This window comes from Stenotrophomonas sp. 1L-E-5-B-C3, from assembly GCF_057292075.1.
Window position 1 is genome coordinate 24,018 of the sequence record NZ_JBXAWS010000017.1, and the last position, 25,599, is coordinate 49,616.

Here is a 25,599-nt window from a genome sequence, read left to right on the forward strand (position 1 = left end):
CGCCGGGTCGGCCTGGAAGGTCGAAATGCCAGATTCAGCAAAGTCCGTCCTTAAACGTTACGGATTAAGCAAAATTTCACGACTTCGTCACCCGCTGGAAACCTAGATTGGCCCGTCCCGGAACCTTCCGGAGACAGCCCTCAACGCTAAGGTTTTCCAGTTAGGAGAGAAGCTGTGAAACACCCGATCCAACGGCCCGCCAGCCGCCGCCGCTCCACCCTGGCATCGTCCATCACCCATATCCTTACCGGCGGCACCCTGCTGCTGGTTGGCGCCGTGGCTTCCACCTCCGCCTTCGCGCAGGAAAAGGCCACCAACCTGGACCGGATCACGGTCACCGGCTCGAACATTCCGCGCACCAACACCGAAACACCGTCCCCGGTGCAGGTGGTGACCCGCCAGGAAATCGACCGTACCGGCAAGACCACGGTTGCTGAATACCTGCAGACATTGACTGCCGATGGTTCCGGCTCCATTCCCAAGACCTTCGGCAACGGCTTCGCCGGCGGTGGCGCCGGCATTTCGTTGCGTGGTCTGGGCGCGGGTTCGACCCTTGTCCTGCTGAATGGCCGCCGCATGGCCACCTATGGCCTGGCCGATGACGGCCAGAAGGTCTTCACCGACCTGAGCACCATCCCGCTCGACGCCGTTGAACGCGTTGAAGTGCTGAAGGATGGCGCCTCGGCGATCTATGGCTCCGACGCCATCGCCGGCGTGGTCAACATCATCCTGCGCAGCGATTTCCAGGGTGCGATCCTTCGCGGTTCCTACGGCGTTTCCGGCGACGGCGATGGCGACGCGAAGAAGGCGACCCTGACCGCCGGTACCGGCGACCTCGCCACCGATGGCTGGAATGCATTCTTCAGCCTGGATGTGGCAAAGACCGACGCGATCAAGATCAGCGACCGCAAGAACCGCAAGTGGATCGGTACCGGCGATACCCGCCCGTGGGGCTATGGCAACAACGCCCAGTTCCTGGGCGGCGCCTTCCTCAGCGGCAAGACCCGGGGTGGCGTCGGTCCGAACGGTTCGGTGTATGACGATCGCAATGTAACCAAGGAGAACCCCGCCTTCCTGGTCGCACTGCCGGGCTGTGCTGGCCTGACCACGATTCCGGGTCAGACCGAAGCCTCGGCACAGGCGCAGGGCTGCCTGTGGGATCCGAACCAGCTGTATCGCGACCTGACCCCTGAAGAGAAGTACATCAACGTGTTCGGTCGCGCCAGCTTCGCCTTTGGTGAAGGGGGTGAGATCTACACCGAAATCGGCTACTCGAAGAAGGAAACGACCTTCAGCAATACACCTTCCGGCGTATCCGGCAGCTGGGGTTTCCCAGAGGGTCCCGTCAACGGCAACAGCGGCCCGGGCGCGGTCGTGCTCGGCCCCAACCACCCGGACAATCCGATCCCGGGCCAGGCCTCGCGCCTGCGCTATTCGGCATGGGATGTCGGTCCGCGCGTGACCAACAACACCAACGAGTTCACTCGCTTCCTGGTCGGCGTCAAGGGCAACTGGGGTGACTGGAGCTACGACACCGCATACCTGCACTCCGGCACCGACCTGGTCAACAAGCGCACCGGTTTCCTCAACTACGACAACGTACGTTGCGCACTGGCCAATCCGAACTGCGCCGGTGGTGTTTGGCGCATCGGTGACAACGCGGGCATGAACTCGCAGGCGTTGTACGACTTCATCTCGCCGGATATCAGCGCCCGCGCCAAGTCGAGCCTGGACATGTTCGACTTCACCGTGTCGCGCAGCCTGATGGACCTCAAGGGCGGCCCGCTGGGCCTGGCACTGGGTACTGAATGGCGCAAGACCAGCAACAGCCTGACCCCGCAGACCTACACCGACAAGGGCCAGATCATTGGTCTGGGCTACTCGGCCTATGACGGCACGCAGAACGTGTACGCCGGCTACGTCGAACTGTCGGCCCCCGTGCTGGAAAGCCTGGAACTGTCCGGTGCTGTGCGCTACGACAAGTATGAAAGCGGCGAAGGCAAGGCCACACCGAAGATCGGCATCAAGTGGACACCGGCCGACTGGATCGCACTGCGCGGCAGCTATGCCGAAGGCTTCCGTGCACCGAACCCGGCCGAGAACGGCGATGGCGGCCTGGCAGCGTTCTCCAATGCATCCGATCCGGTGCGCTGCCCGGGCGGCAACCCGGCACCAGGTGCAAACGGTGACGACTGTGGCGCCCTGCCGGTCGCCATCATCACCCGCCCGAACAAGGACCTGAAGCCGGAAGAGTCGAAGAGCTACTCGGTGGGTATCGTCCTGCAGCCGACGTCCACGACCTCGCTGACCATCGATGCCTGGCAGATCAAGCGCACCAACGAAATTGCCCAGGGCAGCACTGCCGAGGCAATTGCTGCCGGCAACGTACTGCGTGACACCAACCTGCTCAATGGCGTACCCGGCACCGGCAGCATCCTGGCGGTCAACACGCAGTACATCAACGCCGCATCGACCCGGGTACGGGGTATCGATACCGATATCCGCCAGACCTTCGACATCGGTCCGGGTCAGCTGGAGATGGATCTGCAGTGGAGCCATGTGCTCAAGTTCGAGCGCACCGATGCCGACGTGACGGTTGACTACGCGGGTACTCACGGCAACTGCGACGTGACCAACTGCATCGGCACGCCGAAGGACCGCATCAACTTCGGCACCACCTGGCGGCAGGGCCCGTGGAGCGTCAGCGGTGTCGCCAACTACATCTCGAAGATGGACAACAAGGACTTCCGTGGTCCGGACGGCTCGTATCTGTTCGCGTATGCGGACGGCACCGACGTCAAGAAGATCTCCTCGTTCACCACGTTCGACCTGTCGGGCCGCTGGAACATCACTGACGCGTTCGAGTTGAATGCCTCGGTGCAGAACGTGTTCGATCGGATTGCGCCGCTGGATCCGTCCACCTACGGCGGCGTGAACTACAACCCGTTGCACTTCAGCGGTGCCATCGGTCGTTACTTCACCGTCGGTGCCAAGTACACCTTCAAGTAATACAGGCACCATCCGTCAACGCAGTACCTTCGAAGGCCCGGGCAGCTGCCCGGGCCTTCGTCGTTCTGCCCCTTGCAGGCATGTTCACAAGCACATGGCTACCGTGTGCACGCGGCATCACCGCCGCAGGGGATTTCCATGGCCGCGACATCGCAACGCCTGGGCCTGCCCGCGTTGATCGCACTGGTGGTCGGCTCGATGGTAGGCGCAGGAATATTTTCATTGCCGCAGAACGTGGCGCGCAGCGCCGGCCCGGCCGCTGCGCTGATCGGCTGGGCGCTGAGCGGCGCCGGCATGCTGATGCTGGCCTTCGTGTTCCAGGCCCTGGCCAACCGCCGCCCGGACCTGGATACCGGCATCTATGCCTATGCGCGCGAAGGCTTCGGCAACTACATCGGCTTTTCCGCAGCGTGGGGCTACTGGGTCGCTTCGGTACTGGGCAATGCCAGCTTCTTCGTACTGATCTTCAGCGGGCTTGGCCACTTCATGCCCGTCTTCGGTGAAGGCAATACCCCGGCCGCGGTGGCGGCCTCGTCGCTGCTGCTGTGGGCCGTACACCTGCTGGTGCTGCGCGGCCTGCGTACTGCCGCCATCGTCAACGGACTGGTGACGGTGGCCAAGCTGTTGCCGATCGCACTGTTCCTGGTGCTTGCTGCCGGTGCGTTCCGTCTCGACGTGTTCCGTGCCGATTTCTTCGGCACGCCTGCACTCGGCGATCTCGGCCAGCAGCTGCGCGGCATGATGCTGGTCACCGTCTGGGTGTTCATCGGCATCGAAGGCGCCAGCATCTACTCACGTCGCGCCGCCCGCCGCGCCGATGTCGGCCGCGCTACGGTGATCGGCTTCGTGGGTGTGTGGCTGCTGCTGGTGCTGGTCAGCCTGCTGTCGATGGGCGTGCTGTCACAGGCGGAACTGGCAGGCCTGCCCAATCCGTCGATGGCCTATGTGCTGCGCGCCATCGTCGGCGAATGGGGCGCGACGGTGATCATCGTCGGCTCGATCATTTCCGTGCTGGGTGCGCTGCTGGCCTGGGTGCTGCTGTGCGCCGAAGTGCTGTACGCTGCCGCAGGCGATGGCACGATGCCCGCATTCCTCGGCCGCGAAAACGCGCGCGGTGTGCCGGCCAATGCACTCTGGTTGAGCAACGGGCTGATCCAGTTGTTCCTGCTGCTGGTGCTGGTCAATTCCGGCAGCTACACCGGACTGGTGCTGCTGGCCGCATCGATGAGCCTGGTGCCATATTTCCTGTCCACCGCGTTCGGTGTGCAGCTGGCCTGGCGCGGTCACGCCTACGCCGGTGAGCCGGGTGTGCGCTGGCGCGATTTCGCGGTTGCGCTGCTGGCCAGCGCGTATGCACTGTGGCTGGTATATGCCGGCGGCCTCGACAACCTGCTGCTGTCGGTGCTGCTGTATGTGCCGGGCGTGGTGCTGTTCGCGCTGACCCGGCACCAGCGCGGCGATCAGGTATTCACGCGCTGGGAATGGGTGCTGTTCGCTGCGATCCTGGTTGTGGCGGTTGCTACGCTGGCGGCGTTCTGGCGAGGAGCACTGACACTGTAGAGCCGAGCCCGCGCTCGGCTGCTGCTGGGTAGAGTCGAGCTTGCTCGACGCTACGAAGCAGAGCGGCTCCATATGGTTCGACTCTACAAGACCCTGGGCAGCATGCCGATATCGCGCATCCAGCGTTCGGCCAGATGCGGCCACTCCGCCACCGGCGCGTCCTTCACACGCAGGCCGAAGGCATGGCCGCCACGCGCAAACAGATGCATTTCCACCGGCACGCCCGCGCCGATCAGCGCACGGTAATAGGTCAATGATTCGCGCACGTCATCGGTTGGGTCATCGGTCGCCTGCACGATGAAGGTCGGCGGCACCGCATCATCCACGACAATGTCGCCGGCCAGCGACAGCCCGTGCTTCGCACCGGTCCACAGATGCCCGGAGTACATCACCATCGCGAAATCCGGGCGGCTCGGCTGCGCATCTGCGGCATCGACCGCAACGTAGCTGCGCGCGTCATGCGTGCTCAATCCAGCCACCACGTGGCCACCGGCGGAAAAGCCGATGACCCCCACCCGCTTCGGATCAATCTTCCAGCGCTCTGCCTGCGCACGCAGCAGGCCCATCGCACGCTGTGCATCCTGCAGCGCCATCGGCACCGCTGGAATGTCCCGGCAGTTGCAGTCGCTATCCCAGTTCGGCCGCGATGCCGGCACACGGTACTTCAGCAGCGCGCAGGTGATGCCCTGGCCGGTCAACCAGTCGCAGATCTCGCTGCCTTCCAGATCCATCGCCAACACACGGTAGCCTCCGCCGGGCACCACCAACACCGCCGTCCCGTTGCCACCACCCTTGGCGGGAAACACAGTCAGCGTCGGCACGGCCACGTTCTGCAGCATCGCCCAGCGTTCGCCGCTGGCTTTCGAGATGGTATCCCTGAGCTCTTCGGGCCCTTTCAGTTTCGGTGGTGCCGTTACCTTGCCCGGCGGCCACAGCGGCATCTCGGTGCTGCCCGGTGGTGGCTGCCAGGTCGGCGTTACCGCCATCGCCGCGCAGGGCGACAATGCAAGCAGCACTGCAATGGCAATGACAGACGCACGCATATCCGACTTCCCTATGGATGAAGAAGGATTGTAGGGCCGGACAATCGACGCAAAAAAAAACCTGCATCTCGCGATGCAGGTTTCTCAAGGTGGCGCCCGAAGTTGGACTCGAACCAACGACCCCCTGATTAACAGTCAAGTGCTCTAACCGGCTGAGCTATTCGGGCAGACGACCAGTATAACCACTCTTCACGCGCGATGGTAGGGGTGATTTGCCAACATCGCCGCAGCGCGATACAGCTGTTCGGCCACCACCAGCCGTACCAGCATGTGTGGCAGGGTCAGCGGGCCGATCGACCACTTCTCATCGGCCAGCGCCGAGACCTCCGGCGAATGTCCTTCCGGCCCACCGATCAGGAATGCGAGATCCCTGCCCTGCCCGCGCCAATGTTCCAAGCGCTGTGCAAGCTGCTCGGAACTGAGCTGGCGACCCGGTACATCCAGCGCCACCACGTAGGCATTCTTCGGCAGCGCAGCGATCACCCGCTTGCCTTCATCCTCGGTGGCGCGGCGCGGATCACGGCCCTTGCCACGCAGGCCCGGCTCGATTTCCACCAGTTCGAAGGGCAGCCAGTGCGAAAGACGCTTCTGGTACTCGGCGAAACCCTGCGCGACCCAGCTGGGTGCGCGTTCGCCGGTAGCGATCAGTCGGGCTTTCATCAACGGTCCTCCAAAACGTCGACGGCGCCATCGGCGCCGTCGAAGGGGTGCATCAACGTGTGGCTCAGGCCACTTCGTCGTCGTCGCGGGACGGCGGCTGGTCGCCGACGGTCCACAGGCGCTCGAGCGCATAGAACTCTCGCACGCGCGGCAGCATCACGTGGACGATCACGTCGCCCAGGTCCACCAGCACCCACTCGGCCTCGCGCTCGCCTTCCACACCCAGCGGCATGACATCGATCTTCTTGGCAAAACGCACGACTTCATCGGCAATCGACTTGACGTGGCGGGTCGACGTACCCGACACGACCACCATGTAGTCGGCAACGCTGGAGCGGCCACGCACGTCGATCTCGACCGGGTCCTTGGCCTTCAGGTCTTCAGTGGCTTGGCGGACGCTGGCCAGCAGTTCCGGCACGGACGGCGGCGGGCTGGGCAGATCGACCTTGATGGTCTGGGGCTGGGTCTGGTTGCTCAAAGTGGATCGACTCGATAAACGTAGGGGCGATTATACGGGGATGCTGCGGCCGCGCCATTCACGGCGTGGCCGGGCGGTACAGGCCGTGTGCAGCGACATAGTCGGCCACGGCCGGTGGCAACAGCGCCCGCCAGGGGCCGGAGCCGGCAATCTGCGCACGCACGGCACTGGCCGATTCCGCGCGCAGGGGGTGGTGCAGGCGCAGGATACGCCCGGCCGGGCTGGCAAACAGGGCCTGCTCGCTGTCGGTCCAGCGCCCCTCCAGTGCCCGGCCCAGCTCGCCGTCCACCGAAGCCTGCAACGGGCTGCCGGGGCGCTCTGCCACCACGAAATGGGCCAACCCGAACAGGGCTTCCCACTCGTGCCAGCTGGGCAGGCCAAGCAGGCTGTCGGCCCCCACCAGCCAGGCGAGCGGTCTGCTGGGACCGAGTTCCCCGCGCAGGTCGCGCAGGGTATCGACGGTATAGGACGGGCGGCCGGGAAAGCGCGCAGCGCGATCCAGTTCGCGGCGATCCAACAGCAGGCCCGGCTCGTCGCCAATGGCCAGCGACAGCATGGTGCAGCGCTGTTCGGCGGTGGCACCGGGCAGCGCACGGTGTGGCGGGTCGGCAGCGGGCAGCATGCGCACCGCCACCTGCAGTTCGTCTCGCGCGGCGCGTGCGATCGCCAGGTGGCCGAGGTGCACCGGATCAAAGGTGCCCCCGTAATAGATCCGCAGGCTCATTGGCTCAGGCCCGCGCCAGCAGGCGCACGGCACGCGGTTCGGCCACGGCCACCAGCAGGCGCTCCAGCGCCAGCCAGGCATCGCCGTCGGCGCGGCCCTTGGCGATGCGGTCGACCAGCCCGGCCTCCGCCACGAAGCGTTCCCAGCGCTTGCCTTCCGGGTGCCGCTGCAGCGCGCGCTTGTACGGCGCCTGCCGCGACTCCCATATGCCACGGGACTTCATTTCGGCGGCCAGGTTGCCGCCACGCGCCTGCACCCGTGCCAGGCCGGCACCGGCCAGCAGTTCACGGATCACGATCGGCATCAGTGCAGCCACGGCTTCGCCTTCACCACGCAGGCCGGCCAGCATGCGCAGCACCGCCGGCGCCTGCCCGGAGAAGGTGGCTTCCACCAGCCGGAACACGTCGTAGCGGGCCGCATCGGCCACCAGCGACTCCATCCGTTCCACATCCAGCGGCTGGCCATCGGCCAGCAGCGCCAGTTTGTCGATTTCCTGCGCGGCAGCCAGCAGGTTGCCTTCCACCCGTTCGGCCAGCCGCTGCACCGCGGCCGGATCGGCACGCAGGCCCTTGCCACGCAGGCGGCGCTCGATCCAGTCCGGCAGTTCGTGCGGCTTGATCGCCCAGGCCACCGACAGCACGCCGATGCGATTGACCGCCTCGGCCCACTTGCCCTGATGGGCCTTGCTCCATTCGTTGGCGGTGATCATCAGCACCACGTCCGGCGCCGGGTTGGCACAGAACTGGCTGATCACCTCCGCCCCGTCCTTGCCCGGCTTGCCGCTGGGCAGGCGTACCTCGACCAGGCGGCGGGCGCTGAACAGGCTGGGCGCGTTGAACGTTGCGTCAAGCTGGTTCCAGTCGAAATCGCGACCGTCCGCGTCGAACACCTCGCGCTCGCCGATGCCGGCGGCACGTGCACGCGCGCGGACGGCATCCGCCGCCTCCAGTACGCGCAGGGTTTCCGGCCCGGCAATCAGATAGACCGGCGCCAGCGGGGTGTCAGCGCCCTGGCTGGCCAGCTGCTCCGGACGCAGTTCCATCGTCGCGGCTCAGTGCTTCACTGCAGGGGCCGGAGCGGCCGGGACCGCATCCTCGACCGGCGGGGTCTTCGGTGCAGACAGGCTGCCACCCTTCTCGATCTCGGCGCGGACCACGCTGTCGATGCGGCGGATGATCGAAGCGGACATTTCCCGGCGCAGCTCGGTGGCCAGGATTTCGCGTTCGGTGGTGGTACCGGTGGCGTCGGTCGGCGGCGACACGTAGTCGCGCGACAGCTCGATCACCTGCTGCGGCACCAGATCGCTGCCATCCTCGCGGCGGAAGATGAAGATCACCGCATAGCGCAGGCTGTATTCCTGTGCACGGCCCTGCGAGTCGATGGCAATCGGCAGATCGCCCCAGCGTTCGGACAGTACCTGCAACTGGGTGCTGGGCTCCTTGCTGTCCTCATCGGCCAGCCTGGCGCCGGACGCCAGCAGGTTGCGGTTGAGCAGCTTGACCAGTTCGCTGTACGGCGCAGTGGAAACCACCTTCACCGGTGCCGTATCGGTCGGCAGCATCAGCTTGTTGCGCAGATGGAAACCGCAGCCGGCAAGGCCGAGGGCAAGAACGAGGGCAAGCAGGATTCGGGTCATGGAGACAGTCTGGCGGAGCCGGGCGATCACGGCAACACACAGCCTGCCCGAAGCCGCGTGAATGCAGGGCCATCAAGTGCCTGGCCCTGCACCGGAAAGAGCACCGGCCACCCGTGGGCGGCCGGTGCGGGAAGCATCAGGCGACGACGATGTTCACGATCTTGCCCGGGACAATGATGATCTTGCGCACCGTCAGGCCTTCCATGAACTTGGCCGCGTTGGGCTCGGCCAGCGCCAACGCCTCGACCTGTTCGCGCGGGGCGTCGGCCGCCACCTCGATGGTGCCACGCAGCTTGCCGTTGACCTGCACGGCCAGGGTCAGCGCATCGCGCACCAGCGCGGCGGCGTCGGCCTGCGGGAACGGCTGGTCTTCCAGCAGCGTCTCGCCGTGGCCCAGCACCTGCCACAGCGTGTGGCTGGCGTGCGGGGTAATCGGGTTGAGCAGCAGTACGATGGCCTGCAGCGCTTCCTGGCGTACCGCACGGCCCTGGTCGCTGCCATCGTCGAACTTGGCCAGCGCGTTCATCAGCTCCATCACTGCAGCGATGGCGGTGTTGAAACTGTGACGGCGGCCGTAGTCGTCGCCGACCTTGCCGATGGTTTCATGGGTCTTGCGGCGCAGCGCCTTCTGGCTGGCATCCAGCACGGCCACGTCCAGCGCCGGTGCGGCACCGTCGGCAGCGTGCTTCTGTACCTGCGCCCACAAGCGACGCAGGAATCGGGCCATGCCATCCACGCCCGCTTCGTTCCACTCCAGCGACTGTTCCGGCGGCGCAGCGAACATCGAGAACAGGCGCACGGTGTCGGCGCCGTACTTGCCGACCATCGCCTGCGGGTCCACGCCGTTGTTCTTCGACTTGGACATCTTCTCGGTGCCACCGACCACCACCGGCTGGCCGTCGGCGATCAGGGTGGCACCGGTGATGCGGCCGCGCTCGTCACGCTGCACGTCCACATCGGCCGGGTTGATCCAGTCCTTGGAACCATCCGGGTTCGGGCGGTAATAGGTTTCGGCGATCACCATGCCCTGGCACAGCAGGTTGCGTGCCGGTTCATTGCTGTCCACCATCCGCGCGTCGCGCAGCAGCTTGTGGTAGAAGCGGAAGTACATCAGGTGCAGGATCGCGTGCTCGATGCCGCCGATGTACTGGTCGACCGGCAGCCAATAGTTGCCGCGCTTGTCCACCGCATCGCGCGCACCCGGCGAGGTGTAACGGGCGTAGTACCAGCTCGACTCCATGAAGGTGTCGAAGGTGTCGGTTTCGCGCTCGGCCGCGCCGCCGCAGTCCGGGCAGGTGGTCTTGCGCCATTCGGGATCGGTCTTGATCGGCGAGCCGGTACCGGCGAACGCCACGTCTTCCGGCAGCACCACCGGCAGCTGTTCTTCCGGCACCGGCACCGCACCGCACTTGGCGCAGTAGATCACCGGAATCGGGCAGCCCCAGTAGCGCTGACGGCTCACGCCCCAGTCGCGCAGGCGGTAGTTGACGCGACGCTGGCCCTGCGCCTTGCGCTCGAAACGCTCGGCCAGGGCTTCGAAGGCGCCCTGGAAGTCCAGGCCGTCGAACTCGGCTGAGTTCACCAGCTCGAAGGCACGGCTCTTGTCGCTGTACCAGTCCTGCCAGCGGGTGGCGTCCCAGCTGCGCTCTTCTTCGCTGCGCGGATCCTTCAGCGCGATGACCTGCACGATCGGCAGGCCATACTTGTTGGCCACTTCGTTGTCACGCTGGTCATGGCCGGGAACGGCCATCACCGCACCGGTGCCGTAACCCATCAGCACAAAGTTGGCGACCCACACCGGCACCTGTTCGCCGGTGACCGGATGGATGGCGCGCAGGCCGGTATCCATGCCGCGCTTTTCCTGGGTTTCCAGCTCGGCCTCGGACACGCCGCCCTGCTTCAGGTCGGCCAGCAGTGCCGCCAGTTCAGGGTTGTTCTTCGCTGCGTGCAGCGCCAGCGGATGCTCGGCGGCGATCGACACGAAGGTCACGCCCATCACGGTGTCCGGACGGGTGGTGAACACGCGCAGCGGATCCAGCACGCCACCGTCGACATCACGCACGTCGAACTGGATTTCCAGGCCCTCGGAACGGCCGATCCAGTTGCGCTGCATGGTCTTGACCGATTCCGGCCAGCCGTCCAGCTCGTCCAGGCCGTCCAGCAGCTCCTGGGCGTAGTCGGTGATGCGCAGGAACCACTGCGGGATCTCGCGCTTCTCGACCAGCGCACCGGAGCGCCAGCCGCGGCCATCAATGACCTGCTCGTTGGCCAGCACGGTCTGGTCGACCGGGTCCCAGTTCACCACCGCGTTGCGGCGGTAGGCCAGGCCCTTGCGCATCAGGCGGGTGAACATGCGCTGCTCGTGGACGTAGTAATCCGGGCGGCAGGTGGCGAATTCGCGCGACCAGTCGATGGCGTAGCCCAGCGACTTCAGCTGGGTCCGCATGTGGTCGATGTTCTTGTAGGTCCACGCCGCCGGCGCGGTCTTGTTCTTGATCGCAGCGTTTTCCGCCGGCAGGCCGAATGCGTCCCAGCCCATTGGCTGCAGCACGTTATGGCCGGTCATGCGCTTGTAGCGGCTGATCACGTCGCCGATCGTGTAGTTGCGCACATGACCCATGTGCAGCGCGCCGGACGGGTACGGAAGCATCGACAGGCAGTAGTACTTCGGCTTGTCCGAGGCTTCATCGACCTCGAAGGCACGGGTGGCATCCCAGTACTGCTGGGCGGCGGATTCAACCTGCTGCGGATCGTAAACGTTGGGTTCGACGCTGGTCATGTAACACGCGGTTGCGGCGGCAAAGCGGTACAGCGTACCGCAGTGCGGCAAATGGCTCCAATCCCGCCCGCCCGATGCAGGCGCCGGCAGCGCCCGGAACCTGTCTCAGCGTGGCCGCGACAGCGGCAGGGCCAGCGCCAGCCAGACCGCCCAGCAGGCAAAAGCGACCCGCTGCGCCAGTGGTGCCGTCAGTACGCCCTGCAGGGCGAAGGCGGCCAGCGTCGCCAGCACGCCGCAGGCAACCGCCACCCCGCCCAACGCGCGGCCGTGCGTCTGGCGCAGCTGGGAGATGCCCAGCAACAGGGTGCCCGCGACGAAGCCCAGCACCCAGACCATCCAGGCACTGGCGTGCAGCTGGCTGGCCGGCCCGTGCAGATCGTCCACGTCCAGCGGCAGCAGGCCCATCGCGGCGAACGCCAGCCCAGCCAGCAGCAGCATCTGGCTGCCGACCCGCGGCGCCCAACCGGCCGTGGCCGGCAGGCGCCGGCGCAGGCACTCGGCCACCACCACCGCCAGCAGGCCCGGCAGCACGAAGCCCAGCAGATTGAAGGCCAGCGCGTGCGGCACGCCCTGCGCACCGAGCAGCGCCACCGGGTGGCGCGCCTGCGCGTAGCCGTCCAGGACGGCGCCGAAACCCAGCGCCGCTACTACGAACAACAGCGCGGCAGCCAGACCGGACAGGCGCAGCAACGGTGACAGGGGCGACATGCGGGCTCCGGGAACGACGTCTATGGGAAGGCCGCATTGTCAGGTATTTGCCGCAACCCGGGTTGAGACCGGCATCGATCGTCACCATAGAATCGGTCTCCAGACGCCAAACGATGCCTCCCCCATGACCGAGACGACCTACGTATTCGACGCCACCACTGCGACTTTCGAGGCCGAAGTCCTGCAGAAGTCGCTGCAGACCCCGGTGCTGGTGGACTTCTGGGCGACCTGGTGCGGGCCGTGCAAGACCCTGGGGCCGATGCTGGAAAAGCTGGCCGCTGAGTACAACGGCGCCTTCGAGCTGGCCAAGGTCGATGTCGACGCCGAACAGCAGATCGCCGCCGCTTTCCAGATCCGCTCGGTGCCCACCGTGTTCCTGGTCAAGGGCGGCCAACTGGTGGATGGCTTCCCCGGCGCCATTCCCGAAGGCCAGCTGCGTGAGTTCCTGGCCCAGCACGGCGTGGTGCCGGCCGACGTTGGCAACACCATCACCGAGGACGAAGCGCCGCTGGACCCGCAGGCACAGGTGGACGTGCTGCGTGCGCAGATCGCCGCCGAGCCGGACAAGGACGAGCTGAGGCTGGACCTGGCCCTGGCCCTGCTGCAGATCGGCGGCGTGGACGAAGCCGCCACGCTGATCGATGGCCTGCCGGCCAACCTGGCCACCGACGACCGCGCCGTGCGTGGCCGCGCCCGCCTGGCCTTCGCCGCTGCGCTGAAGGATGCCCCGGCCGCCGAAGTGCTGGAAGCGCGTATCGCCGCCGACGGCAAGGACCTCAAGGCCCGCCACCTGCGTGGTGTGCAGCTGCTGCTTGGTGGCCACGACGAGGCTGCGCTGGAACAGTTCCTGGAAATGCTGCGGATCGATCGCAGTTTCGAGGAAGGGCTGCCGCGCAAAGCGCTGATCGACGCCTTCAATGTGATCTCCGACGAGGACCTGGTCGGGCGGTACCGCCGCCGGATGGCGTCCCTGCTGTTCTGAACGGGAGCCCGCTTCGTTCAGAATCCCTGCATTGAACGCGGGCAATAATGCGCGGGATGGCGGCCGTACGGTCGCCACGATCCGTTCGGGGGGATGAGGTCGGGGCCATGGGGTCTTGCAGCTGCGCCCCCGCATTGCCGGGATTGCCAACTGTGACCTTCGTCCGCTCGCTGTCGTTTGCCATGCGCTTCCAGGGTGCGCTGCTCTGCGCCCTTCTCCTGCTGCCGGCCGTGGCCGCGGCCCAGGACTGGAACTACCGGGTCCGGCCCGGCGATACCCTGTGGGACCTGGGTGGCGTGTACCTGAAGCCTTCGGTACGCTGGCAGCAGCTGCAGCAGCACAACCGCATCGACAACCCCTACCAGCTGCCGCCTGGCCAGCTGCTGCGCTTCCCGATCAGCTGGCTGCGCACCGAACCGGCGCCGGCCCGCGTGCTGTCGGTGCGTGGCAAGGTCGAGCTGTCCGGCGCCGATGGCAGGGCTACCCGCGCCATTCTGGCTGGCGAGCAGCTGCACATCGGTGACACCATCGAGACCGAAGGCGATTCCAGCGTCACCCTCGAATTCGCCGACGCCTCGCGCCTGCAGTTGCGCGAATATTCCCGCCTGCGCCTGGATCAGCTCAGCCGCTACGGCCACACCGGCATGGTCGATACCCGCCTGCGCCTGCAACAGGGCCGTGCCAGCAACCGCGTGACGCCGGCCCGCGGCCCTGCATCGCGATACATCATTGACGCACCCACCGCTACCAGCAGCGTGCGCGGCACTGTGTTCCGGGTCAGTGCCGGCGACACCCACCATGTTGCCGCCACTGAAGTCCTGCAGGGCAAGGTACAGGTCGGCAACAACCATGGCCGGCAGCTGGTCAAGCCCGGCCAGGCCAGCCGCAGCAGCAGCGCCGACAGCGCGCCCGATGCGGTCTCCGCCCTGCTGCCGGCGCCGCAGCTGCGCAATGACGAGCTGCGCCTGGCGCCGCTGCCGACCCGGCGGGCCTGGGAGCCGGTCGACGGCGCCGCGCAGTACCGCATTGAAGTGGTGCAGGCGGCGACACCGGAGATCCTGCTGTTCGCCGCCACCACCACCGACACCCGCCTGTCGATCGGCGACCTGCCACCTGGCCAGCTGCGCATCCTGCTGCGCGCCGTCGATGCCCAGGGCGTGGAAGGCCTCGATGCCAGTGCCGACTTCGAACTCAGCGACCAGCCGCCACCGCCGTTGACGGTCGCACCGCTGCACGGCCAGACGATCAACAGTGACCGCCCGCGTTTCCGCTGGAGCCAGGCCCCCGGCGCACACAGCAGCGTGCTGCAGATCGCCGCCGAACCGACCTTCCAGCAGCCGTTGCAGGAACAGACCACTCAGAGCACCGACCTGCGCCTGGCACAGCCACTGCCTCCTGGCCAGTACTTCTGGCGGGTGGCTTCGCGCGATGGCAACGAGCACCAGGGCCGCTACGGCCAGGCACTGCCGCTGCAACTGAGCAATGAACCGGTCGACCCCGCCCTGCAACCACCCGAAGCCGCGCATGGTGAGCTGACCCTGCGCTGGCAGGCCGGTAGCGAGGGCCAGCGCTACCGGGTGCAGGTGGATCGCCATGGCGACTTCAAGGCGCCGCTCGTCGACGAAACCGTGACCGAGCCGCAGGTCAGCTTCAAGCGGCCGTGGAGCGGCACCCTGCACGTGCGCGTGCAGTACATCGACGACGACGGCCACGCTGGCGAGTATTCCCCTGCCCAGCAGATCAAGCTGCCCTGCCGCCTGTGCTACGGCGCCGGTGGTGGCGCCCTGCTGCTGTGGTTGTTGTTGTGAGGCGGTCGCCGCTTCCATGGTCGAAGCGGATCGTGCTGGCACTGCTGGCAGGGATACTGACGATCGTGGCCAGCCAAGGCCAATGGTTGTGGCGGCAGGACGAAGCCGCCTACGACGCGATGGTCGGCAACTGGGACTATCGCCCTGATCCCAGCGTGCTGATCGTGGCCATCGACGAGGGCAGCCTGCAGCGCATCGGCCAGTGGCCGTGGCCGCGCTCGATCCACGCACGGTTGCTGGATCGCCTGACCGATGCCGGTGCCGAGCGCGTGGCGCTGGACCTGATGCTGTCCGAACCTGACCGCCGCGCCAGCCGCCAGGATGAACAGCTGGCGGCGGCCATCCGGCGCAACGGCCGGGTGGTGCTGCCGGTCCTGGCGGCGCCCGCAGCCGGCGATCGCATGGCCGAGGAAATGCTGCCGATTCCACGGATCGCAGCCAGCGCGGCGGCGATCGGCCATACCGACGTCGAAGTGGATGGCGATGGCGTTGCCCGCGGCGTGTACCTGCACGCAGGCATCGGCCGTGCGCACTGGCCTGCACTCGGGCTGGCCCTGGCCGATCTGCCGCCAGGCGCAGTACGTGGGCTGCCCGATCCGGATCCGGGCGTGAACTCGCCCTACCAATGGCGGCGCGACGACTACGTGCGGGTGCGCTATGCCGGCCCGCCCGAACGCCTGCCCCAGGTTTCCTACGCCGACGTGCTCGATGGCCACGTGGACATGGCCATGCTGCACGGCCGTCGCATCGTGGTGGGCATGACCGCCAGCGGCGTCGCGCCGCGGCTGCTGACCCCGACCACCCGCGAATTCTGGATGAGTGGCAGCGAGTACCAGGCCAACATCGCTTCGATGCTGCTGCAGCACAAGCAGATCGACCTGCTGCCCCGCCTCTGGCAGCACGCCATCAGCGGCGTTCTGGTGGCACTGTGCGTGCTCCTGCTCGGCCTGCGCCTGCCGTGGCTGGCCGCGCTGTGCTCGCTGCCGCTGGCGCCGCTGCTGAGCTGGCTGCTGCTGCGCGCCTGCGACCTGTGGTGGGCCCCGGCCAGCGCCATGCTGGGCATTACCCTGGTGCTGCTGGCCTGGGCGACCTGGCGGATTTCGGCCTGGCACCGCCAGGCCAACCGCGATGCGCTGACCGGCCTCGGCAACCGCCTGCGCTTCGAGCAGTCGCTGCAGCAGGAATGCGATGCCGCGCGGCGCAGTGGCAAGCCGCTGAGCCTGGCGCTGATCGACGTCGACCATTTCAAGCGCCACAACGACCGCCACGGCCATCAGGTCGGCGACCGCGTGCTGCGCGATGTCGCGCGCCTGATCGGTGCGCATGCACGGCGCCCGCGCGACATGGCCGCACGCTATGGCGGCGACGAATTCGCGCTGGTGCTGCCGGATACGCCAGCCGAAGGCGCGCGCCTGGTGATCGAAGACCTGATCGCCTGCGTGCGGGCGTTGCCGGCGCCCGGTGAAAGCAGCGACGCCGACGCCGGCGTCACCCTCACCATCGGCGTGTTCACCCGCGTGCCGGACGGCGAACTGCAACCGCACGACTTCGTCGAAGGTGCCGATACCGCCCTGTACCAGGCCAAGGCCAACGGCCGCGACGGTTATGTGATCGACAGTGCGTCCTGAACACCGGCCCGGGCTATAACATACGCATGCGAATGGTTAAACTGTAAACCTCGCCCCGCGCCCCCCGGACCCGCATGAACGCCCGCCTGTTCCGCTTCGGCATCAACCTCTGGCCGCCGTTCCTGTTCACCGGCATCCACGTCACCCGGGTCTCGCCGGACTACCGGCAGATCGACGTCGAACTGCGCATGCGGCCCTGGAACCGCAACTACGTCGGCACGCATTTCGGCGGCAGCCTGTTTGCGATGACCGATCCGTTCTGGATGCTTGGCCTGCTGCACATCCTCGGCCGCGACTACTACGTGTGGGACCGCGCCGGTGCGATCGATTTCCTCAAGCCCGGCCGCGGCACCGTACGTACGTCGTTCCGCATCGATGACGCACTGCTGGACGAACTGCGCGCCGAAGCGGCCAACGGCGACAAAGTGCTGCGCTGGTTCAGCAACGACGTGGTCGATGAAAGCGGCGAAGTGGTCGCACAGGTGCGCAAGCAGGTCTACCTGCGGCTGAAACCACACGCACGCTGATCGGCAGCATCGGCGCTATTCTCTGCCTCCCCGCCATGGAGGCTCCGATGCGCCCGTTCGCCCTTGCTGCACTGCTGACCCCACTATCCTTCGCCGCCCACGCACTGGATGTGCCACCGGTGCAGTACCCGACGCTGCCGGCGCAGGCGGCCGATGCGGCCGGCTTCGTGCCCAAGGGCTGGACGCTGGAAACCCGACTGGAAGGTGACCTCGACCAGGATGGTCGCGCCGACCTGGTGCTGGTGTTGCGCCAGCAGGATCCGCGCAACGTCATCGAGCACGATGGCTTCGGTCCCTCTCCGTATGACAGCAATCCGCGCATCCTCGCCATCGCCTGGTCGCGCCCGTCCGGCTACGTGCTCGCGGCGCAGGACCACAGGCTGATTCCGCGCCCGGAAAGTCCCGTGCTCAGCGATCCGCTCGAAGACGGCGGGGTCAGCATCCAGCGCGGCACGCTGAGGGTGGCGTTGTTTTCGTTCGCCAGCGCAGGCAGCTGGTCGATGGGCACGACCGCGTTCACCTTCCGCTGGCAGAACGGCGCCTTCGCCCTCATCGGCTATGACCGCGATTCGGTGATGCGCAACTCCGGGCAGACCGAGTCGTTGAGCGTCAACTTTTCCACCGGCAAGGTGAAACAGGTTGAAGGCAGCATCGAGACCGATACCGACAGCGTGCGCTGGAAACCGCTGCGCAGCAGCCGGCGCTGGACGCTTGAAACGGTCGGCGATGGCTGGGGATTCGATCCGTTGGCCGGCGGCGGCTGAGCCGTCCCTCAGTCGCGTGCGGCGGCTGAAGGCGCACCTGCGCTCAGTGGTACCGACAGCCAGGCGCTTTCATCATTGCTGCGCGGCGGCGAACGGCGAGGCACCTGCAGGCGGCTGCCATCGGCCGACAGCTGCGGCACGCGCACCGGCGAGCGGAACTGCGCGGGCAACCGCTGCAGCGCCTCCGTCGGTTCTTCTGCCTGCTGCCGCAGCCAGCGCTGCGCCCCCAGCAGGCGCAGCATCGCCGCAGCATCCTGGGTCCGGGACGAATACGCGGGATAGACCGGCGCCGCAATGTCGGTCAATACGCACCCCATGACGTTGGACAGGCAACCGAAATCCCGCTGCGGCGGCGCCTGCACCGGCAACGGTCGATCTGCTTCCAGCGCCGCCTTGGCGGTGGCGCCACAGGCCCAGCCGAGATTGCCGGCCACGCGTGCCAAGGTGCTGCTGCGGTCCAGCACCAGTACGCCGCCGAATTCGCTCGCCGAGGTTTCAATCGCTGCCCGGCTCATTGCGTACTCACCCTGCATCGCGCGGCACAGGCTCTGTTCGTCGGCCAGCATCGGCTGCATCGCCTTCTCGCACTCGACCGGCAAGGGATGGTCGGGGGGCAGTTCTGCCAGCATGTCGGCCAGCAGCTGGGCGTTGGCCTGGACCAGGTTGGCACCGATGATGCTTTCGACCAGGTAACTGCCCCCGGGTACCAGCCGACGGCCCAGCTGCAGGCCACGGCAACTGCCGCGCAACGCACCCTCGACGTCGCCCTGCACATAGGCCAGCGCGCGGGCGCTGGTGGCGTCCACCACCAGGCCATAGGTCGGCAACGGGACGAGAATGCCCTCGCCCTTCGGCAGGAACGGCGACACGAAGTGGTCCGCTTCAGCCAGTTGGTCCAAGCGTGTGTGCAACTGCTGATGCCCGGCATGGGCGTCCACGAAGCGTTGCGGATCGGCGCGCACCTGGGCCAGGCAGTCGCTGGCGGTCGGCCCGCAACTGGCACCCGGCCGTGAGTGCAGCTCGGCGTGGCTGGCCGCCAGGTGGGTCTGGCCAACGCCGCCGCCCCTCGGGTCGGCCGCCCAGCGCCGCGCGTCCTCGGCTAGCGCCTGCTCGCGCTGGCGGGCATCCAGCCCGTCAAACGGAAGCGTCCACAGCAGCGCATAGCCATTGCGCCCGGCCGCTGGCAGGCGTGCCTCCAGTCGATGCTGCGCCTGCACCCTCGATTCGGGCACGGGCCACATGCGCGAGGCGCACCACACCACGATCGCCAGCACCAGCAGGCCACCCAGGGTCCAGCCCAGTCCGCGCAGAATCTTCAACACAGCTTCCCTTCCATGTGCCGTTGCCGCAGTTGATCGCCCAGCGTAATCGACCGGCAGTGACCGCTACAATGCGCGCATGTCGCTCGAAGCCCCCGCCCTGGTCCCCCGCCCCTCCCTGCAGCGCCTGTTCCTGACCGGCCTGCTGACCCTGCTGCCGATCTGGCTGACCTGGGTGGTGGTCAAATTCGTGTTCGTGCTGCTGTCAGGCATTTCCAGCCCGCTGGTGGTGCCGTTGTCCGAGCAGATCGCGACAAACTTCCCGCATTACCTCGGCTGGGTCCGTGCCGAGTGGATCCAGGACACCATCGCCCTGCTCGCCACCCTGCTGGTGATCCTGGCGGTGGGCGTGGCCAGCCGCCGCGTGCTCGGCCAGCGCCTGCTGCGCTGGGTCGGCGCGGTCATCAAGCGCATTCCACTGGCCAGCATCATCTACGACAGCGCCAAGAAGCTGCTGGACATGCTGCAGACCGAGCCGGGCAGCACCCAGCGCGTGGTGCTGATCGACTTCCCGCACCGCGACATGAAGTCGGTCGGCCTGGTGACCCGGGTCATCAAGGAACACGGCACCGATCGTGAGCTGGCCGCGGTGTATGTGCCGACCACGCCGAACCCGACCTCGGGCTATCTGGAGATCGTGCCGGTCGAGCTGCTGACCCCCACCGACTGGACCGTGGACCAGGCGATGAGCTTCATCATCTCCGGCGGCGCGGTTGCCCCGCCCACCGTGCCGTTCACCCGCGCCGGCGATCGCGCCGAATGACCGCGGCGCCGATCGAGCGCCCGCTGCAGGACCGTGCGGTCCTGCTGTTCATCGTGTTGGCCGCGTTCTTCTGCGGCAACGCGGTGCTGGCCGAGCTGATCGGGGTGAAGATCTTCGCCCTCGAAGACACGCTCGGCATCGATCCGCTGAACTGGAACCTGTTCGGCCAGACCGGCTCGCTCAGCTTCACCGCAGGCACTCTGTTGTGGCCGGTGGTGTTCATCATGACCGACACCATCAACGAGTTCTTCGGCAAGCGCGGCGTGCGCTTCATCTCGTGGCTGGCGGTGGTGCTGATCGGCTACGGTTTCCTGTTCGCCTTCGCAGCGATCTCGCTGGCACCGGCCAGCTGGTGGGTCACGTCGATGAACGGCCACGGCGTGCCCGACTACCAGGCTGCATTCGCGGCGGTGTTCGGCCAGGGCATGTGGACCATTGCCGGTTCGCTGGTGGCGTTCCTGCTTGGCCAGCTGATCGATGTGGCGGTGTTCCACCGCATCCGCCAGGCCACCGGCGAGCGCCATGTGTGGCTTCGTGCGACCGGCTCGACCGCGATCTCGCAGGTGGTGGACAGCTTCGTGGTGATCTGGATCGCCTTCGTGCTCGGCCCGCAGCACTGGCCGACCTCGTTGTTCCTGGCGGTCAGCAGCGTCAACTACGTCTACAAGATGGGCTTTGCCATCGCGCTGATTCCCTTGCTGTACCTGATGCGGCGCGCGATTACCCGCTACCTGGGCAGCGAACGTGCCGCCGCATTGCGTGCCGCCGCCGCGGCTGACTGAAGCCCCAGCGCCGGCAAGCTGACTGCGCCTTCACGCTGGCCGTACGCGGTCGGATCGTGCAAGCTCCACGGTCTGTGTTCCACGGAAGCTTCTTGATGCCGCATCCCACCCGCGTCCTGGCCGCCGCCATCGCCGCGTTGTTCCTGTTCAGTGCCGTTCCGTCGGCCGAAGCAGCGAAGAAGAAGGCCAGCCGTCCTGCCGCCGCGCAGACCCGCCAGGCCGCCAAGCCCAAGGCCAGGCCCACCCGCGCCACCGCGCCGGCCCGTGGCAGTTCGGCGCGCCGCGCTGCGCCACGTCCGGTCGCACCGGCCCGCGCCGTGCCCAAGCAGGTGCAGCTGGAGCGCCTCTACGACGAATACTGGGATGCCTCGATGCGCTTGAATCCGCTGCAGGCCACCTTCCAGGGCGAAACCCGCTACAACGACCAGCTGCCCAACATCCTGTCCCCCACCTGGCGCCAGCAGTCGCACGACTTCACTACCGAATGGCTGGGCAAGGTCGAGAAACTGGGCAATGACGGCCTGCAGGGCCAGGACCTGCTCAGCTACGAGATCTTCGTGCGCGATGCGCGCGCCTCGCTGGCCGCCGAGCGTTACCCGAGCTGGATGATGCCGATCAGCCAGTACTACAACGTCGGCAGCATCATGGCGATCCTCGGTTCCGGTGCCGGCGCACAGCCGTTCAATACCGTGCAGGACTACGACACCTGGTCGCGCCGCTCGCTGGGCATTCCCGAGCTGTTCGACCAGGCCATCGACAACATGCGGCAGGGCGTGAAAGCCGGTGTTGTGCAGCCGCGTGACCTGATGGAGAAGGTTATCCCGCAGTTGGATGCAGTGATCAAACCGACCGCTGAGGAGAGCATCTTCTGGTCGCCGATCCGCACCATGCCGAACACCATCGCGGCCGAGGACAAGGCGCGTATCAGTGCCGAGTACAAGCGCATGATCGAACTGCGCATCATGCCGGCCTACCGTGCCCTGCGCGGCTTCATCGCCACCGAGTACCTGCCGGCCACCCGCGCCAGCAGCGGGCTGGGCGCACTGCCCGATGGCCAGGCCTGGTATGCCAACCTGATCGTGCAGACCACCGCCAGCGACCAGACCGCCACGCAGCTGCATGCACTGGGCGAACAGCGCGTGCAGGAGCTGCAGGCACAGATCGCTACGGTGATGAAGGACGCCAAGCTGCGCGGTACGCCGTCCAAGCTGCTGCGCAGCATGCGCAACGACCGCCAGTTCCAGTACGGCGACGCCAATGCGTTGATCAACCGCTACCGCCAGGTGCAGCAGCAGGTCAACGCGCGCCTGCCGCAGGTGCTGGACACCCTGCCCAAGTCCACGCTGGAAATACGCGCGGTGGAGCCCGAGCGTGCACTCACCTCCGCTGCGGCGGCCTACCAGCCGTCGCCGGCCGGGCAGCCGGGCCTGCTGTACGTCAACACCCGCGACCTGCCCAGCCGCAAGCGCTGGAGCGTGCCGGTGCAGTACCTGCATGAAGCCATTCCCGGCCACCACGTACAGCTGGGCCTGCAGCAGGAACTGGCCAAGCTGCCGCGCTTCCGCCGCCTGGGCGGCGACCTGGCCTTCGTCGAAGGCTGGGGCCTGTACGCGGAAACCCTGGGCGAGGATCTCGGCATCTATACCGACCCTTATGACCGCATCGGTTATCTATACTCGCGCCTGCTGCGCGCGGCGCGCGTGGTGGCCGACACCGGCGTGAACGCGCAGGGCTGGAGCAAGCAGCAGGCCGTGGCCTACCTGCAGAAGACCGTGGACATGAGCAGCGATGACGCCAACGCCGAAGTCGAGCGGATCATGGCCCAGCCCGGCCAGGCGCTGTCCAACGTGGCCGGCCTGACCACCATCGTGGGCCTGCGCGACAAGGCCAAGGCACGGCAGGGTGCAGCCTTCGACCTGCGACGTTTCCACGCCGAACTGCTGAAGGACGGCTCGATGCCATTGGACGTACTGAGCCGCAAGATGGAACGCTGGATGGCGCAGCCGGCCAGCACCACGCCCACGCCTTCCTCCTGAGTCCGGAGCCGCCATGCGCCCTGCCGTCGTCCTGTTCGCCGCCGTGCTGGGCCTGCTGCCGACGACGGGCCCAGCGGCTCCGGTGCTGGCACCGCCGGATACGGGGATCGACGGCCTGATGCAGGCCTACGACGGCCAGGTGCCCGGCGGCGCCGTGCTGGTGCTGCACGACGGCAAACCGGTGTTCCGCCGCGGCTATGGTCTGGCGGTGGTGGAAGACCGCACCGCAGTCACTCCGGCCAGCAACTTCCGGCTGGCCTCGGTCAGCAAGCAGTTCACCGCCGCCGCGGTGCTGCTGCTGGTGGAGGATGGCCGGCTGGGGCTCGACCAGCCTGCCCGGCAGTGGCTGCCGGAGCTGCCCCCGGTGGCGGCAGACATGACGATCCGCCAACTGCTCTCACACACCAGTGGTCTGCTCGATTACGAAGACCTGATGGACCCGGCCGACACCCGCCAGGTGCACGATGCCGATGTACTGGCCCTGCTGTCGCGCGCGGACCGCTTGAACTTCGCACCCGGCACGCAATACCGCTACAGCAACAGCGGCTACGCGCTGCTGGCGCTGATCGTCGGCCGCGCCTCCGGCCAGGATTTCGCGGGCTTCCTGCAGCAGCGGATCTTCCGCCCGCTGGGCATGGCCCATACCGTGGCCCACCAGGACGGCGTCGATGTGGTGGCGCAGCGTGCCTACGGCTACAGCGAGATGGACGGCCACTGGCAGCGCACCGACCAGAGCACCACCAGCGCCGTGCTGGGTGATGGCGGCATCTATTCCTCGCTGGACGACCTCGCCCGCTGGGATGCCGCGCTGTATGACGACCGCCTGCTGTCGAAGGCCTCGCGCCGCGCGATGTTCAGCCCGGCCACCGCAACCACCGAGCCGGACGTGCCGCACTACGGCTTCGGCTGGCGCCTGAACGGGCCGGTGCAGTGGCACAGCGGCGAGAGCATCGGTTTCCGCAACGTGATCGTGCGCCATCCAGAAAAGCACCTGACCGTGATCGTGCTGAGCAACCGCAACGACCCCGAACCCTATCCGCTGGCGCAGAAGATTGCCCAGCGCTGGCTGGACACCCTGCAATGAGCGATGACGCCTGCGCCCTGCTGGGCATCCACCACGCCGCACTGATCTGCAGCGACTACGCGCGCTCGAAAGACTTCTACGTGCGCATCCTCGGCCTGCAGGTGCTGGCCGAAAACCACCGTCCCGCGCGTGACTCCTGGAAACTGGACCTGGCCCTGCCCGACGGCGGCCAGCTGGAACTGTTCTCCTTCCCGTCCCCGCCGCCCCGTCCCAGCCGCCCGGAAGCCCAGGGCCTGCGCCACCTCGCATTCCGCGTCGCCATGCTGGAACCCTTCATCCAGCGCCTGGCCGCGCATGGCATAGCCTGCGAACCGATCCGCGTGGACGAATACACCGGCCGCCGCTTCACCTTCTTCGCCGACCCCGACGACCTGCCATTGGAGTTGTACGAAATTGGTTGAGCCGGTGCCTCGGGGTCAGATCCCTTTTCCATCGGAAAAGGGATCTGACCCCGAGGCACCGGTAACGCCAGCCGGTACCCACAGATCGCTGAGAACTGTCGAAGGCGGGGTGGGTCCGGTTGCGGGGGTGTCCGCGGCATGGATGCCGCGGCCAAGCCCCCAGGGACGGGTTTACGGCGTCCCCCGCAACCGGACCCACCCCGCCATCCCACGGAATGCACGCTGTTGCTTCGGCTGTTGCTTCTGAGGTTGCCGGCCAGCGGCCGGCACTACCGCGGGTGCAGGGCGCAGCCCGGCCGAAGCCCCCTTCCCCATACCCCGCCGAATGGGTATACAGTCGACCCATACCGGCACCGTGCCGGAATGAACCCTGGGAGGGGACCATGCGCAAGACCTTCAAGACCCTGCTGCTGGCGCTGCCACTGTGCCTGGCCGCGCTCTCGGCGCAGGCCGCCGACAGCGCTGCCGGCCGCTGGAAGACCATCGACGACAAGACCGGCAAGGTGAAGTCGATCGTCGAGATCACCCAGGCCGCCAATGGCACGCTGACCGGCAAGGTGGTCGACATCCTGCACTCGGACAAGGGGCCGAACCCGGTCTGCGACGGCTGTGAAGGTGCCAACAAGAACAAGCCGGTGAAGGGCATGACCATCCTCTGGAACCTGAAGGCCGACGGCGCCAACAAGTGGTCCGGCGGCACCATCCTCGACCCGGCCAACGGCAAGACCTACAAGTCGAAGATGGAACTGCAAACCGGCGGCACCAAGCTGGACGTAGCCGGCTGCATCGCCTTCATCTGCCGTACCCAGACCTGGGTGCGCGAGTAAACGGCGCGGCCCGCGCAGAACCCCCGTGACCCGGCCCCGGCCGGGTCACCTCGTTGCGGGCGTGCGATACTCTGCGGTTCC

General features: G+C 67.0%; 22 protein-coding genes and 1 tRNA gene. 13 read left to right on the top strand and 10 right to left on the bottom strand.

The window, feature by feature from the left end; genetic code table 11:
* Positions 1 to 174: 174 nt before the first annotated feature.
* A complete protein-coding gene (locus tag AC0Z6F_RS18365; RefSeq protein WP_012511760.1) occupies positions 175 to 3,009 on the top strand; it encodes a TonB-dependent receptor in 2,835 nt (944 codons plus the stop codon).
* Between the two features lie 138 nt (positions 3,010 to 3,147).
* Positions 3,148 to 4,569, top strand: a complete 1,422-nt coding sequence (locus AC0Z6F_RS18370; RefSeq protein ID WP_100435074.1) for a basic amino acid/polyamine antiporter — start codon at positions 3,148 to 3,150, stop codon at positions 4,567 to 4,569.
* Positions 4,570 to 4,652: 83 nt separating this feature from the next.
* On the opposite strand, the gene AC0Z6F_RS18375 is transcribed toward AC0Z6F_RS18370, so the two are convergent.
* The 9 genes from AC0Z6F_RS18375 to AC0Z6F_RS18415 form a co-directional block, all read right to left on the bottom strand.
* Positions 4,653 to 5,612, bottom strand: coding sequence for an alpha/beta hydrolase (locus AC0Z6F_RS18375; RefSeq protein ID WP_485618108.1), 960 nt, complete (start codon positions 5,610 to 5,612; stop codon positions 4,653 to 4,655).
* 90 nt (positions 5,613 to 5,702) lie between these two features.
* Positions 5,703 to 5,779, bottom strand: a tRNA-Asn gene (locus AC0Z6F_RS18380).
* Positions 5,780 to 5,801: 22 nt separating this feature from the next.
* Positions 5,802 to 6,272: a 23S rRNA (pseudouridine(1915)-N(3))-methyltransferase RlmH gene (rlmH, locus tag AC0Z6F_RS18385; RefSeq protein ID WP_012511763.1), complete on the bottom strand. Its 471-nt coding sequence runs from the start codon at positions 6,270 to 6,272 to the stop codon at positions 5,802 to 5,804.
* 64 nt (positions 6,273 to 6,336) lie between these two features.
* Positions 6,337 to 6,750 carry a ribosome silencing factor gene (rsfS, locus tag AC0Z6F_RS18390; protein ID WP_012511764.1) on the bottom strand — a complete coding sequence of 138 codons (414 nt, stop codon included), beginning with the start codon at positions 6,748 to 6,750 and terminating at the stop codon, positions 6,337 to 6,339.
* 58 nt (positions 6,751 to 6,808) lie between these two features.
* Complete coding sequence (nadD, locus tag AC0Z6F_RS18395) at positions 6,809 to 7,474, bottom strand: nicotinate-nucleotide adenylyltransferase (protein WP_012511765.1); 666 nt, start codon at positions 7,472 to 7,474, stop codon at positions 6,809 to 6,811.
* 4 nt (positions 7,475 to 7,478) lie between these two features.
* Positions 7,479 to 8,516 carry a DNA polymerase III subunit delta gene (gene holA, locus AC0Z6F_RS18400; protein WP_012511766.1) on the bottom strand — a complete coding sequence of 346 codons (1,038 nt, stop codon included), beginning with the start codon at positions 8,514 to 8,516 and terminating at the stop codon, positions 7,479 to 7,481.
* 9 nt (positions 8,517 to 8,525) lie between these two features.
* Entirely contained in the window at positions 8,526 to 9,110 is a 585-nt protein-coding gene (locus tag AC0Z6F_RS18405; RefSeq protein WP_012511767.1) for an LPS-assembly lipoprotein LptE, read from the bottom strand.
* 136 nt (positions 9,111 to 9,246) lie between these two features.
* A complete protein-coding gene (gene leuS, locus AC0Z6F_RS18410) occupies positions 9,247 to 11,889 on the bottom strand; it encodes a leucine--tRNA ligase (protein ID WP_485618104.1) in 2,643 nt (880 codons plus the stop codon).
* A gap of 105 nt (positions 11,890 to 11,994) precedes the next feature.
* On the bottom strand, positions 11,995 to 12,597 hold the full coding sequence (locus AC0Z6F_RS18415) for a DUF998 domain-containing protein (RefSeq protein WP_485618102.1): 603 nt from the start codon (positions 12,595 to 12,597) through the stop codon (positions 11,995 to 11,997).
* Between the two features lie 124 nt (positions 12,598 to 12,721).
* Here AC0Z6F_RS18415 and trxA point away from each other — a divergent pair, with 124 nt between their 5' ends.
* The 5 genes from trxA (at position 12,722) to AC0Z6F_RS18440 (ending at position 18,306) form a co-directional block, all read left to right on the top strand.
* Complete coding sequence (gene trxA, locus AC0Z6F_RS18420) at positions 12,722 to 13,579, top strand: thioredoxin (protein ID WP_012511770.1); 858 nt, start codon at positions 12,722 to 12,724, stop codon at positions 13,577 to 13,579.
* A gap of 107 nt (positions 13,580 to 13,686) precedes the next feature.
* Positions 13,687 to 15,387, top strand: a complete 1,701-nt coding sequence (locus AC0Z6F_RS18425; protein WP_485618100.1) for a FecR family protein — start codon at positions 13,687 to 13,689, stop codon at positions 15,385 to 15,387.
* On the top strand, positions 15,384 to 17,015 hold the full coding sequence (locus tag AC0Z6F_RS18430) for a CHASE2 domain-containing protein (protein WP_485618098.1): 1,632 nt from the start codon (positions 15,384 to 15,386) through the stop codon (positions 17,013 to 17,015). Before AC0Z6F_RS18425 ends, AC0Z6F_RS18430 begins: the two co-directional genes overlap by 4 nt.
* 74 nt (positions 17,016 to 17,089) lie before the next feature.
* Positions 17,090 to 17,542, top strand: coding sequence for a DUF4442 domain-containing protein (locus tag AC0Z6F_RS18435; RefSeq protein WP_006382368.1), 453 nt, complete (start codon positions 17,090 to 17,092; stop codon positions 17,540 to 17,542).
* Positions 17,543 to 17,589: 47 nt separating this feature from the next.
* Entirely contained in the window at positions 17,590 to 18,306 is a 717-nt protein-coding gene (locus tag AC0Z6F_RS18440) for a hypothetical protein (RefSeq protein WP_065724420.1), read from the top strand.
* An 8-nt stretch (positions 18,307 to 18,314) separates the two neighbouring features.
* Here the strand turns inward: AC0Z6F_RS18440 and AC0Z6F_RS18445 are convergent, their stop codons facing one another.
* The gene (locus AC0Z6F_RS18445) at positions 18,315 to 19,628 is read right to left on the bottom strand and encodes a hypothetical protein (protein ID WP_485618096.1); all 1,314 of its coding nucleotides are present in this window, start codon (positions 19,626 to 19,628) and stop codon (positions 18,315 to 18,317) included.
* Positions 19,629 to 19,704: 76 nt separating this feature from the next.
* Here AC0Z6F_RS18445 and AC0Z6F_RS18450 point away from each other — a divergent pair, with 76 nt between their 5' ends.
* The 6 genes from AC0Z6F_RS18450 to AC0Z6F_RS18475 all read left to right on the top strand — a co-directional run bounded on the left by AC0Z6F_RS18450 (position 19,705) and on the right by AC0Z6F_RS18475 (position 25,518).
* Positions 19,705 to 20,388: a DUF502 domain-containing protein gene (locus tag AC0Z6F_RS18450; RefSeq protein WP_006382401.1), complete on the top strand. Its 684-nt coding sequence runs from the start codon at positions 19,705 to 19,707 to the stop codon at positions 20,386 to 20,388.
* Complete coding sequence (locus tag AC0Z6F_RS18455) at positions 20,385 to 21,170, top strand: queuosine precursor transporter (protein WP_006382403.1); 786 nt, start codon at positions 20,385 to 20,387, stop codon at positions 21,168 to 21,170. Before AC0Z6F_RS18450 ends, AC0Z6F_RS18455 begins: the two co-directional genes overlap by 4 nt.
* Before the next feature lie 95 nt (positions 21,171 to 21,265).
* Positions 21,266 to 23,206 carry a DUF885 domain-containing protein gene (locus AC0Z6F_RS18460; RefSeq protein WP_485618093.1) on the top strand — a complete coding sequence of 647 codons (1,941 nt, stop codon included), beginning with the start codon at positions 21,266 to 21,268 and terminating at the stop codon, positions 23,204 to 23,206.
* A gap of 13 nt (positions 23,207 to 23,219) precedes the next feature.
* On the top strand, positions 23,220 to 24,290 hold the full coding sequence (locus AC0Z6F_RS18465; RefSeq protein ID WP_485618091.1) for a serine hydrolase domain-containing protein: 1,071 nt from the start codon (positions 23,220 to 23,222) through the stop codon (positions 24,288 to 24,290).
* Complete coding sequence (gene gloA2 / locus AC0Z6F_RS18470; protein ID WP_065724424.1) at positions 24,287 to 24,691, top strand: SMU1112c/YaeR family gloxylase I-like metalloprotein; 405 nt, start codon at positions 24,287 to 24,289, stop codon at positions 24,689 to 24,691. The genes AC0Z6F_RS18465 and gloA2 overlap by 4 nt, the downstream gene beginning before the upstream one ends.
* A 383-nt stretch (positions 24,692 to 25,074) precedes the next feature.
* Positions 25,075 to 25,518: a DUF2147 domain-containing protein gene (locus tag AC0Z6F_RS18475; RefSeq protein ID WP_032971981.1), complete on the top strand. Its 444-nt coding sequence runs from the start codon at positions 25,075 to 25,077 to the stop codon at positions 25,516 to 25,518.
* Positions 25,519 to 25,599 lie beyond the last annotated feature (81 nt).

What these genes read in the sequence shown, in the direction of transcription:
- AC0Z6F_RS18415 (WP_485618102.1), bottom strand. Translation starts at nt 12,597, where the DNA reads ATGTCGCCCCTGTCACCGTTGCTGCGCCTGTCCGGTCTGGCTGCCGCG.
- AC0Z6F_RS18440 (WP_065724420.1), top strand. Translation starts at nt 17,590, where the DNA reads ATGCGCCCGTTCGCCCTTGCTGCACTGCTGACCCCACTATCCTTCGCC.
- gloA2 (WP_065724424.1), top strand. Translation starts at nt 24,287, where the DNA reads ATGAGCGATGACGCCTGCGCCCTGCTGGGCATCCACCACGCCGCACTG.
- AC0Z6F_RS18425 (WP_485618100.1), top strand. Translation starts at nt 13,687, where the DNA reads ATGGGGTCTTGCAGCTGCGCCCCCGCATTGCCGGGATTGCCAACTGTG.
- AC0Z6F_RS18450 (WP_006382401.1), top strand. Translation starts at nt 19,705, where the DNA reads ATGTCGCTCGAAGCCCCCGCCCTGGTCCCCCGCCCCTCCCTGCAGCGC.
- rlmH (WP_012511763.1), bottom strand. Translation starts at nt 6,272, where the DNA reads ATGAAAGCCCGACTGATCGCTACCGGCGAACGCGCACCCAGCTGGGTC.
- AC0Z6F_RS18405 (WP_012511767.1), bottom strand. Translation starts at nt 9,110, where the DNA reads ATGACCCGAATCCTGCTTGCCCTCGTTCTTGCCCTCGGCCTTGCCGGC.
- AC0Z6F_RS18475 (WP_032971981.1), top strand. Translation starts at nt 25,075, where the DNA reads ATGCGCAAGACCTTCAAGACCCTGCTGCTGGCGCTGCCACTGTGCCTG.
- trxA (WP_012511770.1), top strand. Translation starts at nt 12,722, where the DNA reads ATGACCGAGACGACCTACGTATTCGACGCCACCACTGCGACTTTCGAG.
- nadD (WP_012511765.1), bottom strand. Translation starts at nt 7,474, where the DNA reads ATGAGCCTGCGGATCTATTACGGGGGCACCTTTGATCCGGTGCACCTC.
- AC0Z6F_RS18455 (WP_006382403.1), top strand. Translation starts at nt 20,385, where the DNA reads ATGACCGCGGCGCCGATCGAGCGCCCGCTGCAGGACCGTGCGGTCCTG.
- leuS (WP_485618104.1), bottom strand. Translation starts at nt 11,889, where the DNA reads ATGACCAGCGTCGAACCCAACGTTTACGATCCGCAGCAGGTTGAATCC.
- AC0Z6F_RS18375 (WP_485618108.1), bottom strand. Translation starts at nt 5,612, where the DNA reads ATGCGTGCGTCTGTCATTGCCATTGCAGTGCTGCTTGCATTGTCGCCC.
- AC0Z6F_RS18435 (WP_006382368.1), top strand. Translation starts at nt 17,090, where the DNA reads ATGAACGCCCGCCTGTTCCGCTTCGGCATCAACCTCTGGCCGCCGTTC.
- AC0Z6F_RS18465 (WP_485618091.1), top strand. Translation starts at nt 23,220, where the DNA reads ATGCGCCCTGCCGTCGTCCTGTTCGCCGCCGTGCTGGGCCTGCTGCCG.
- AC0Z6F_RS18460 (WP_485618093.1), top strand. Translation starts at nt 21,266, where the DNA reads ATGCCGCATCCCACCCGCGTCCTGGCCGCCGCCATCGCCGCGTTGTTC.
- AC0Z6F_RS18370 (WP_100435074.1), top strand. Translation starts at nt 3,148, where the DNA reads ATGGCCGCGACATCGCAACGCCTGGGCCTGCCCGCGTTGATCGCACTG.
- holA (WP_012511766.1), bottom strand. Translation starts at nt 8,516, where the DNA reads ATGGAACTGCGTCCGGAGCAGCTGGCCAGCCAGGGCGCTGACACCCCG.